Source organism: Duganella alba (assembly GCF_009674495.1).
GTDB lineage: Bacteria > Pseudomonadota > Gammaproteobacteria > Burkholderiales > Burkholderiaceae_D > Rugamonas > Rugamonas alba.
Genome location: NZ_WKJN01000005.1, coordinates 272,728 through 283,137 on the forward strand (window position 1 = coordinate 272,728; position 10,410 = coordinate 283,137).

9 protein-coding genes are annotated in these 10,410 nt (G+C 67.6%); 4 read left to right on the plus strand and 5 right to left on the minus strand.

Going from position 1 to position 10,410, the window contains the following annotated elements:
• Positions 1-70: 70 nt before the first annotated feature.
• Together GJ695_RS07380 and GJ695_RS07385 are read left to right on the plus strand one after the other, a co-directional pair.
• The gene (locus GJ695_RS07380; RefSeq protein ID WP_154363363.1) at positions 71-976 is read left to right on the plus strand and encodes a LysR family transcriptional regulator; all 906 of its coding nucleotides are present in this window, start codon (positions 71-73) and stop codon (positions 974-976) included.
• 19 nt (positions 977-995) lie between these two features.
• Positions 996-1,295, plus strand: coding sequence for a hypothetical protein (locus GJ695_RS07385; RefSeq protein WP_154363365.1), 300 nt, complete (start codon positions 996-998; stop codon positions 1,293-1,295).
• Here the strand turns inward: GJ695_RS07385 and GJ695_RS07390 are convergent, their stop codons facing one another.
• A complete protein-coding gene (locus GJ695_RS07390) occupies positions 1,296-2,129 on the minus strand; it encodes an N-acyl homoserine lactonase family protein (protein WP_154363367.1) in 834 nt (277 codons plus the stop codon). It lies immediately after the preceding gene.
• A 145-nt stretch (positions 2,130-2,274) separates the two neighbouring features.
• On the opposite strand from GJ695_RS07390, the gene GJ695_RS07395 reads away from it, so the two are divergent.
• On the plus strand, positions 2,275-3,177 hold the full coding sequence (locus GJ695_RS07395; protein WP_154363371.1) for a LysR family transcriptional regulator: 903 nt from the start codon (positions 2,275-2,277) through the stop codon (positions 3,175-3,177).
• A gap of 10 nt (positions 3,178-3,187) precedes the next feature.
• Here GJ695_RS07395 and GJ695_RS07400 read toward each other — a convergent pair whose 3' ends face one another.
• Positions 3,188-4,420 (minus strand): MFS transporter, encoded by a 1,233-nt coding sequence (locus tag GJ695_RS07400; protein ID WP_154363373.1) that lies wholly within the window; start codon positions 4,418-4,420, stop codon positions 3,188-3,190.
• Between the two features lie 89 nt (positions 4,421-4,509).
• Between GJ695_RS07400 and GJ695_RS07405 the strand changes: the two genes are divergently transcribed.
• The gene (locus GJ695_RS07405; RefSeq protein ID WP_154363375.1) at positions 4,510-5,115 is read left to right on the plus strand and encodes a TetR/AcrR family transcriptional regulator; all 606 of its coding nucleotides are present in this window, start codon (positions 4,510-4,512) and stop codon (positions 5,113-5,115) included.
• A 17-nt stretch (positions 5,116-5,132) separates the two neighbouring features.
• On the opposite strand, the gene GJ695_RS07410 is transcribed toward GJ695_RS07405, so the two are convergent.
• From GJ695_RS07410 to GJ695_RS07420, 3 genes are all read right to left on the minus strand, one after another.
• Positions 5,133-8,096: a sensor histidine kinase gene (locus GJ695_RS07410; RefSeq protein ID WP_154363377.1), complete on the minus strand. Its 2,964-nt coding sequence runs from the start codon at positions 8,094-8,096 to the stop codon at positions 5,133-5,135.
• A complete protein-coding gene (locus GJ695_RS07415; protein WP_154363379.1) occupies positions 8,096-9,094 on the minus strand; it encodes an FHA domain-containing protein in 999 nt (332 codons plus the stop codon). The genes GJ695_RS07410 and GJ695_RS07415 overlap by 1 nt, the downstream gene beginning before the upstream one ends.
• Positions 9,091-10,410, minus strand: a 1,320-nt coding sequence (locus tag GJ695_RS07420; protein ID WP_154363380.1) for a S1 family peptidase, incomplete at its 5' end; no start/stop codon positions are given. The genes GJ695_RS07415 and GJ695_RS07420, both read right to left, overlap by 4 nt.

Below are 10,410 nucleotides of genomic sequence, written 5' to 3' on the forward strand. Positions count from 1 at the left end.
GAATTTTGATGCAAATCGGCTCATACTCCGATAGCATGGGATGCATATCATTCATGACTGTTTGGCATATATGGCATTCGACGAAAAAACCGTGAACGGCATGCGCGTGCTGGCCGCCATCGTGGACAGTGGCAGTTTCGTGCGCGCCGGCGAAGCGCTGGAGATGTCGCAGTCCGGCGTCAGCCGCGCCGTCGCCCGGCTGGAGGCGCGGCTCAACATCCGGCTGTTCGACCGCACCACGCGCAAGGTCTCGCTGACCGACGAAGGGCGCCGCTTCTATGCGCAGATACATCCGCTGCTGGCGGGGCTGGAAGACGCCGTGGCGTCGGCGGGCGAGGGCGCGGTGGCCGTGCGCGGCAAGCTGCGCGTGAATATCGATCCGCTGCTGGCAAGGCTGCTGCTCGGCCCCAGGCTGGGCGCCTTCCTCAAGCATCATCCGGAACTGGAGCTGGACCTGTTCGCGCGCGATCACTTGGGCGACATGGTGGGTGACGGCATCGACCTGGCGATCCGCCTCGGCCAGCCGCAAAACTCGTCGCTGATCGCCCGCAAGCTGCTGGACACGCGCGTGCTGACCGTCGCCACGCCGGCCTACCTGCGCAAGCACGGCACGCCGAAGAAGCCGATTGACCTGGAAAGCGCGGAACACACCTGCATCCACTTCCGCAATCCGGCCACGGGGCGGCCGTTCGACTGGGAATTCCATCACGGCGGCAAGGTCACCATCGTCCATCCGCGCAGCCAGATTACGCTGAACGACGCCGGCGCCATGGAAAGCGTGCTGCTGTCGGGTTACGGACTGGCGCAGGTGATCGATATCGCGGTCGAACCGCTGCTGCGTTCCGGCGCGCTGCTGCCGGTGCTTGGCGCGTGGCCGGACGAACGCTTCCCGCTGTATGCGCTGTACCCGTCGCGCCAGCACCCGCCGGCCAAGACGCGGGCCTTCCTGGAATTCTTCCAGTCTCTGCTACCATGACGCCTTTTGGGGAATGACAATGGCGCGTGACACCTACGCATACCGGCAGATGGTCGTCGAGTCGGTGGACTGGAACGGCAGGGTGGAGATTCATCCCGCGTCCGGCCAGGCCTATGCCACCGACCTGCCGGTGCAATGCTCGCGCCGCCTGAGCGATACCAGCGTCTACCCGCTCGGCACCTGCTTCCTGGTCAACGCCAAGCTGACCGACCGCGACGGCATGCAGTACCTGTACGTCTGGCACGGCGACGAGGTCAAGGTCATGTCGGACGCCGAGGCGGAGGTGTTCCTCGGCGCCTATCGCCGCGTCAGGCTCTGATCAATCCAGCCAGGCCGGCAGTTTCGGCAGTTTGGCGTTGTCGGCCGGCTCATGCTGGATGATCAGGCGCGCGCCGGTGGTGCGCAGGATTTGTTCCAGCCGTGCCGACGATTTCAGCGTGGTGTCGTGATCGAAGTTAAAGGTCGGCACCTGGTTGCGGGCGCGGTTCTCCGTGAAGTGCCACTGGTCGCCGGACAGGATCACCGGGCCGGCGTGCGGCAGCGTCAATTGCAGCGCCATATGGCCCGGCGTGTGGCCTGGCAGCAGGATCGCCTTCACCGTACCGTCGCCGAAGAAGTCATAGTCGCCGTCGATCAGTTTCAGATGGTCGGGGCGGATGCCGAGCAGTTCGGGATCGATGAAGTGCGATTCCGCCGCCTGCTTGTCCGACAAGACCGCGTACTCGCGCTGCTGCATGATCAGCGTGGCATGCGGGAAGTCTCTGGTCTGGCCGGTATGGTCGAAGTGCGAATGCGAGATGGCGACGTAGCGGATGTCGTCGCTGGTCAGGCCAATGGTGCGCAGCTGGTCGACGATGGTGGTGGACAGCTTCATGTCCAGCGTGCCGTTCTTGACGCCTTGCTGGAAGTTCTTGGCGAAGCCGGTGTCCCACAGCATCCAGTCGTCGCCGTGCTTGATCACGTAGCAGGAAATGACGATGTCGTAGGTCTGGCCTTGGTATTCGCCGCTGTCGGACATCATCGACAGGTCGCCGAAATGCATGGTGCCGCAGTCGAGCCGGTACAGGCGCACGTCGGCCGGGGCAGGCGCGGCGTGCGCGACGCCGGACAGGGCCAGCATGCCGGCGATGATCAGAGCGTAGAGCGTTTTCATGTGGATTCCTTCCAGAAAGTAATGAAGCCAGTCTAGAAGAACGCAGGCGCCAGATAAATGCCGCGGCGGCCACATGATAATTTGGAATTTCTAAACAATCGACTTGGGTATAATCGAGCGTGCCAGAATAATCCGGAAAGCCGAAATGGACCGCCTGCAAGCCATGAAAGTGTTCACCCGCGTTGCCGAGAGCGGCAGCTTCTCGCGCGCGGCCGATAGCCTGGCGATGCCGCGCGCCTCGGCCACCATCATCATCCAGCAGCTGGAGGCCTACCTGAAGGTGCGGCTGCTGCACCGGACCACCCGGCGCCTGAGCCTGACGCCGGACGGCGCCGCCTACTACGAGCGCTGCGCGCGCATCCTGGCCGAGATCGAGGAAGCGGAAGGGGCGTTTGTGGTCGGCGACCAGGGGCCGCGCGGCAGGTTGCGGATCGATATGCCGCTGGCGCTGGGCCGCAGCGTGGTGATGCCGGCCCTGTATGACTTCCATGCGCGCTATCCGGACATCGACCTGATGGTGGGCATGGGCGACCGCCCGGTCGACCTGATCCAGGACAGCGTCGATGTGGTGATTCGCATCGGCGCGCTGGCCGATTCAACGCTGGTGGCGCGGCGGCTGGGCGACCATCACACGGCCACCGTCGCCAGTCCGGACTACCTGGCGCGCCACGGCACGCCGCATACGCTGGCCGATCTGGACCAGCATGTCACCATCCATTATTTCTGGCGCACCGGGCGGCCGATGGATTACACCTTCGTGGTGGACGGGCAGACGGTGCCGGTCAGGATGCGCGGCCGCTTTGCCGTCAATGATGTTGAAACCTTTGTCGACAGCGCGCTGCGCGGCCTCGGTATCGTGCAGGCGCCGCTGTTCCTGGCGCGGCCGCACCTGGCGTCGGGCGCGCTGGTCGAAGTGCTGCCGCAGTGGAAACCGGCACTGAGTCCGGTTTCCGTGCTGTATCCGCCCAACCGGCATCTGTCGCCGGCGGTGCGGACCTTCGTCGACTGGATCGCCGCGCTGTTTGAAAACTCGGCGCTGATGCGCTAGCGTCCGCGGCTTAGTGAACCGCGTGCAGCTTGGTGGCCGGCTGCTCGCCGTCGCGGGCCCAGCGCAGCGTGACCGCCGCCATGGCCAGCGCCAGCACGCCGCCCACCACCATGGCGCTCGACACGCCGAGATGATCGACCGCCACGCCGCCGACCAGCGCGCCGCTGGCCAGCGCGATCTGCGCGGTGGCCACGAACACCGCGCCGCCGCTTTCCATCGCATGCGGCGCCGCCTGGAAGATCCAGGTCTGCACCGACATCGGCATCATGCCGAACGCAATGCCCCACACCACCACCAGCAGCGCCGCGCCGATCAGGCCATGGCCCAGCAGCGGCAGCGCCAGCGTCGACAGGCCCAGCACCACGCCGGTGGTGATCAAGCCGGCACGCACGCTGCGCGCCAGGATTTTGCCGCCGATGACGTTACCCGCCAGGCCGGCCGCGCCATATACCAGCAGCAGGGTGCTGACGGTCTTGGCGTTGAGCTGCGTCACCTGCACCAGGAACGGCGTGATGTAGGTGTAGGCGGCGAACTGGGCGATGAAGATCAGCAGCGTGATGAAGATGCCCAGGCGCGCCTTCGGCACGCGCAGCAGTTCCGGCAGGTGGCTGAAGGTGATGCTTTGCCTGGCCGGCAGCGATGGCAGGAGGCGCATCTGTGTCAGCAGCACCAGTACGGCGACGGCGCTGCCGGCGTGGAAGGCGGTGCGCCAGCCGAACAGGTCGCCGATCAACGCACCGGCCGGCACGCCGGCCACGGTGCCGATCGAGACGCCGGCGAAGATCATCGACAGCGCGCGCGCTTCCGAACCCGGCGCCATCCGTGCGCTCAGCGCAGGGCCCAGCGCCCAGAAGCCGCCGACGCCCACGCCCAGCAGCGCGCGGCCGGCCAGCACCAGCGGGAAGGAATGCGAGAAGGCGACGATCAGGTTGGATAGCAGCAGGGTGGCGGTCAGGCCCCAGATCACGTAGCGGCGGTCGGCCTTGCCGATGCCGATGGTGACCAGCACGGCGGCAAACGCCGCCACCAGGCCGGGCACGGTGACCATCATGCCGGCCACGCCTTCGGTCACGCGCAGCTCGGCGGCAATCGCCGGCAGCAGGCCGACCGGCAGGAATTCGGTGGTCACCAGCGCAAAGGCGCCGATGGCGATCGACAGCACGCCCGGCCACGGCGAGTGGTGGGGCGCCGGCGAGGGCGGTGCGTCTGGCACGGCGGCCTGGGTATTGGTTTGATTTTGCATGGGAGTCCTGAAAGTGCTTGAGTTTTTTACTGGTCGGTTCATAATGTGCGCAGCAACGCACTTTGTCAATGAATTTTTAACCGATCGGTATGAAACAACCTGCACGCAAGACGGGCCGGCCGCGCACCTTTGATGCAGACACGGCCCTGGACAAGGCCATGAAGGTGTTCTGGGAGAAGGGCTACGAAGGCAGCTCGCTGCCGGAACTGACCGAGGCCATGGGCATGAACCGCCCCAGCCTGTACGCGGTGTTCGGCAACAAGGAAAACCTGTTCAAGCTGGCGCTGGAGCGCTACGGCGCCACCCACGATCCGCTGTTCGACGCCGCGCTGCAGGAGCCGACCGCGCGCGGCGTGGTGGAACATTTCTTGCGCGGCAACGCCGACGCCCAGACCGAGGACGAGAATCCGCACGGCTGCCTGGTCATCAACGGCGCGCTGGCCTGCAGCGACGATGCGCTGCCGATCCGTAATTCGCTGATCGAGCGCCGGGCCGCCTCGGAAACGCGGTTGCGCGACCGCTTCCTGCGCGCCAAGGACGACGGCGACCTGCCGGCGACCTTCTGCGCCAGCCAGATGGCGCGCTATGTGATGACCATGTCGAACGGCATGGCGGTGCAGGCCGCCGCCGGCGCCACCCGCCAGCAGTTGCAGGAGGTGGTCGACCAGGTGCTGCGCGGCTGGCCGGGCGCCTGACCCGGCCGCACGCCGTGTCAGGCCGGATAGGCCAGCTGTCCCGGCACGTTCAGCTCGACCCAGGTGCCCTGGCCGGGTTTGCTCACCACGATCAGGCGCGCGCCCAGGTTGCTGGCCCGCTCGCGCATGCCCAGCACGCCCCAGCGTCCCAGCTGCACGCTTGTTTGCAACTGCTGCTCATCGTAGCCCTTGCCGTCGTCGACGATGCGCAAGGTCACCACATCGGCGGCGTAGCAGATCTCCGCCGACACCTGCGCGGCGTCGGCGTGCTGGAAGGCGTTGCGCAGCGCTTCCTGGCCGATTTCGCTGAGTTCTTCCTGCACCACGACGCTGAGGTCGCGGCGCTGTCCATCGATGCTGAAGGCAAAGCCGGTGGCCGGATGCAGCACGGCCAGGTACTCGCCCAGATGCTTGATCTTGCGTTCCGGGTCGCTGCCGCGGCGCAGTTGCTGCACCTGGTCGCGGCCTTCGTTCATGGCCTGGTTGGCGCTGCCCAGCACCTTCTGCAGCAGGGTGCGCGCCTCGCCGCCTTCGGGCAGGCCGAGGATCACCGCGTGGATCTGCAGCGCCAGGCCCTGCACGCTTTGCAGGAAGGTGTCGTGCAGCGTGCGGGCGATGCGCTCGCGTTCGGCCAGTCCGGCCTGCATGCGCGTCTGCACCTGGCGCGTGATGCGGCGGGTGGCGATCCGCAGCCGGTATTTGTGCAGCGCGAACACCAGGCCGGCCAGCGCCGCCGCGCACAGCAGGCGGAACCACCAGGTCTGCGTGACCGACGGCGCGATGTCGAGCGCCAGGCTGGCGGTCGATTCGCTGACCATGCCGTCTTCGTTGACGGCGCGCACGCGGAAGGTATAGCTGCCCGGCCCGACGTTGGTGTAGTAGGCGGCGCGGCGCGTGCCGGCGTCCTGCCACTCCTTGTCGACGCCGTCGAGCTGGTACTGGAAGCGCATGCCTTCCGGCTTGCGCAGGCCCGGCGCGGTGTATTCGAACGTGATGTTGCGCGAATCGGGCGGCAGGCGCAGGGCGGCGTCGGCCGGGTAGCTGCCGGCCGGCGTGGCCACCCGCAGCAGCTGGACGGTCGGGCGCACCGTGTTGGTCTGCAGATTGTTCAGGTCCAGCCGCACCAGGCCGCCGGACGCGCGCACCCACAGCCGCTCGTTGCCGACGTTGACCATGGTGGCCAGCCGGTTGTCGAAGGCGGCCCGGCCCGGATAGCCTTCCTGGGCGTCGATCAGCGCGTACTTGAGCGGCAGCTGCGGCTGGCGCAGCGCCGCATCCCAGTCCTCGCGGCGGATGTGGACCAGGCCCTTGGCGCCGTTGAGCCAGCGGTCGCCGTCGGGCAGCAGCGTGATGCCGGTGACATTGCGCAGCGCTTCCACGTCGGGCGGCCCGAGCAGCTCGAACTGGCGGCCGCGCCGCACGGCGATGCCGTGCTCGCCGGCGACCACCAGCTGCGGTCCGGGGAAGATGCCCGACTCGGCGCCCACCAGGCGGATGTCGAATGCCGACAGCTTGCCGTTGTCGAACAGGCTGAGGGCGCCGTCATTGTGGCTCAGCCACAGCTGGCCGGTATCGCCCGGCGCCGACATGGTAATCACCGGCGGCAGGTTGAAGGCGCTGCGCGGCAGCCACTTGCCGTCGACCAGCGCCATCAGGCCGGTCTGCATCGACATCATCCACAGCGCCTTGCCGTCGTCGAGCACGCCGAGCACGCTGAGGTCGGTGGCTTCGCCCTTGGGCATCGGCAGCGCGATGGTGCTGCTGGCGCCGCGGTAGATGCGGGTGATCTCGCGCTTGCCGGCCAGCAGCAGGGCGCCGTCGCGGTCCTTGCCCAGCACCTGGGCGTAGCGCCCCGGCTGCGGCTGCGGCGGCAGGCCGGGCGTGACTTTCCACAGCGTGCCGTCGGAATATTCGGCGGCCCACAGCTGGCCCTCGGTGTCGGCGGCAATGCTGAACACGCCGGAGCGGCTGGGAATGTTGGCCGGCGCCAGCTTGTTCATGCGGAAGCGGTCGATGCCGGCGTGGGTGGCGACCCAGATATTGCCCTCGCGGTCTTCCAGGATGGCGTTGACCGCCACCGAGCTCAGTTGCCAGTACTGGTCCAGCCGCTCCGCCGCGTCGCGCGGCAGCTGCACCGGCTGGCCGCCCTGCAGTTGTTCCTTCGGTACGCGGCAGATGCCGATCGGGCATTGCAGCGTCCACAGGTTGCCGTCGCGGTCGAACTGGCCGGCGCGGCTGCCTTCCACCTGGTTGAACTCGGGCCGGCGCGGCATCTGCTGGCCGGTGGGCGGCATCGGCACGGCGCGCGCGCCGCGCGGCGACAGCGCCCACAGCTGGCCGTCCGGCGCCTGCACCAGGTTGCCGGGCAGCGCGCCGCCGGGCAGGCGATGGAGCCGGCCCGCCGCGCGGTCGAGCAGATAGATCTGTTGCGCATTGCTGACCCACACGCGGTCGTACTGGTCGATCAGCATGCTGAGGTCATCGGTGCTCCAGTCGGCCTCCGACGGGATGGTTTCCCAGCGCCCGCGGCGGTAGCGGTGCAGGCCGGTATCGCTGACGGCCCAGATCGCGCCTTCGCTGTCGATGTCCATCGCATACGGCGAGCCGACGCGGTGCATGTCGGGTCGGCCCAGGTCCTCGACCTTGCCATTCGGATGGAGCAGGCTGACGCCGTCGAAGTAATAGCCGATCAGCAGGTCGCCGTTGGGCAGCGCGCGCAGGAAATTGATCTGGTTGCGGGCCAGCGGATAGCGTTCGAAGCGCACGCCGTCAAAGCGGTACAGGCCGTCCTTGCTGCCGACCCACAGCCAGCCGTCGCGCGTTTGCGCCATGCTGCGGCTGTTCTGCGGCACGCCGTCCTTGTCGGTCCAGGAGACATGGTTCAAGTCCTTGAACGGGATGCGCGCGTCCAGCGCGGAGGCCGGCCGCTGGGCGGCCAGCGCGCACCACAGCAGCGCCGGAAGAAGCAGTCGTGTGCGCATCAGTCTCCGCTGCTGTCGTCTTCCTCGCCGTCATCGCCATCGGCGCCATCCTTGACGGCGTGTGCGCGGGCGGCGTCGGCGCCGGCTTTCAGCTTGGCGGCATTGGCCATGAACTGGTCGACGCTGCGGTTGTCGCTGTAGCGCACGTCCGGCGGCAGCAGCACCGACATGTACAGCTCGTCGGCCGCGCGGCCCGTGCCTTGCAGGTTGCTCAACACCACCAGGCCGGAGCCGGCCAGCAGCATCACCGTCGCGGCGATCAGGAAGCGGCGCGGGTGGTGCGGCTTGATGGTAATCAGGTGGAAGAAAATCATCGCGCAGGCGATGCCCAGCGTCACCAGGTTGCCGTAGCGCGTCAGCGATTCGGCCGACCAGGCATAGGCCAGCACCGCGCTGCCGGCGCGCCACACGCCCACCACCGCCAGCGCGCCGCCAAGGATGAACAGGTGGCGTCCCATGCGCGCATGGCTGCCGAACAGGCGGTTGGCCAACGCCCACACGCCGGCCCACAGCAGGCCGGCGGCCAGGCTGGACGCCAGCACCAGCAGGTAGCGGATCAGCGCGAACGGCTCGACATCGGACAGCCAGGTTTCCAGCAGGCTGAAGACGGCGATCAGCACCAGGCCGATGGTGGCCGGCGTCGCGCCTTCCCAGCTGTGCATGGTGGTGTCGGCGATTTCCGGCGCCACCGGGAAGTCGGACGGCCGCACCCGCAGCCGCGTATGGCCGAGGCGCACGATGGTGTTGCCGTCGAGCGTGATGCTGCTCTGGCGCCGGCCCTTGAACACGGTGCCGTTCTTGCTGCCGAGGTCGCGCAACACGACCTGGTTGTGCTGGTCGGTCTCGACGATGGCGTGGCTGGCGGCGCTGTGGGCGTCGTCGAGGATGATCTCGTTGTCGTAGCTGCGGCCGATGCGGATCGGCAGTTCGCTGACCTTGTGCCGGTGCAGTACATCGCCGTTGCGGGCGAGGATTTCGACGAAGTAGGGCGCCTTCATTTGGCACCGCCTTTCTTCGCCACGGCGGGTGCGGCGGCCGGCGCCGGTGCGTGCGACAGCGAATCGAGGAACACGCGCGTCAGGCGCAGGCCGTTTTCATACGACACGCCGCGCGCGTCGATGCGGCTTTGCAGGCTCATCAAGCCCTGGTCGGTGCTGGCGGTCAGCAGCGCGAAGTCGTACAGGCCGGCGAACTTGCGGTAGGCGCGCACGCACAGCACGGCGCGCAGCGGCAGGTCCTGGTTCTTGACGAAGTCTTCGGTGCAGTTGGGGCCGGTCAGGCGCGCATCCTTGTTGCTGCCGAAGTGCTCGTTCTTGAACGAGGCGCTGGCCAGCTGGGCGAAGCGCAGCTTGTCGAGACCGGCGCTGCGCAGGAACTGGTGGCGGATCGCGATCTGTCCCGTCTGCAGCGAGCCGCTGACGAAGATCGCCGATTCCATCGCGCAGCTGGCGTCGTCCACCGTGAACGGCTTGTCGGCCTTGACGTTGGAGCGGCCCCAGCAGCGCATCTGCTCGGATTCGCGCACCGGCACCTGGTACGGGCCCATCGGCTTCAGGCTCAACGGGCTGGACAGCAACTGGTTGACCATCGCGCTCTGGTGCGCCAGCAGCTGGCCGGCCACCACGGCGGTGAAGTCGGTCGGCGCCTTGGCCTGCGCCGCGACTTTTTTGAGCAAGTCCTGGGCGTAGCGCGCCGGCACCAGGAAACTGACCAGCTCGCCATCGAGACGCTTGGAGACGTTGACGCCGGCCACCGAGCCGTCCACCGTCACGCTGGGGCCGCCGCTCATGCCGGAGTTGATCGGGCCGGTGAACATCAGCTGGTCGTAGAAGCTGCGCGCGATGACGCCGTTGTAGGCGCCTTCGGAAATCGCAAAGCCGAGGTCGAGCGGATTGCCCATCGAGTACAGGTACTGGCCCTGGGTCAGGCGCGCCAGCTGGTCCGGCATCTTGAAGAAGCCGGTGCCGTTGCGGCTCACGCGCAGCACGGCCAGGTCGTGCAGCACGTCGACCGCCAGCAGCTCCACATTGCCGCGCTGGCCGCCGGTGTCGACCCATTCGCCGACGTAGGTGTCGGGATCGAGCGCGAACTGCGACACCACGTGGTAGTTGGTCACCACCAGGTTGCTGGTGCCGATCAAAAAGCCGGAGCCGACCGAGGATTGCGTGCGGCCGCTTTTCAGCAGCGAGCGCACTTGCAGGATGTCGTTCTTGGCGGCGGCGTACAGGTGTTGGGCGGCGCTGGAGGGCGGCGGCAGCGGCGCCGCATCGGCGCCGGCGGCGTCCGGTTCGGTCGCGGCCGGCTGTGCGGCGGC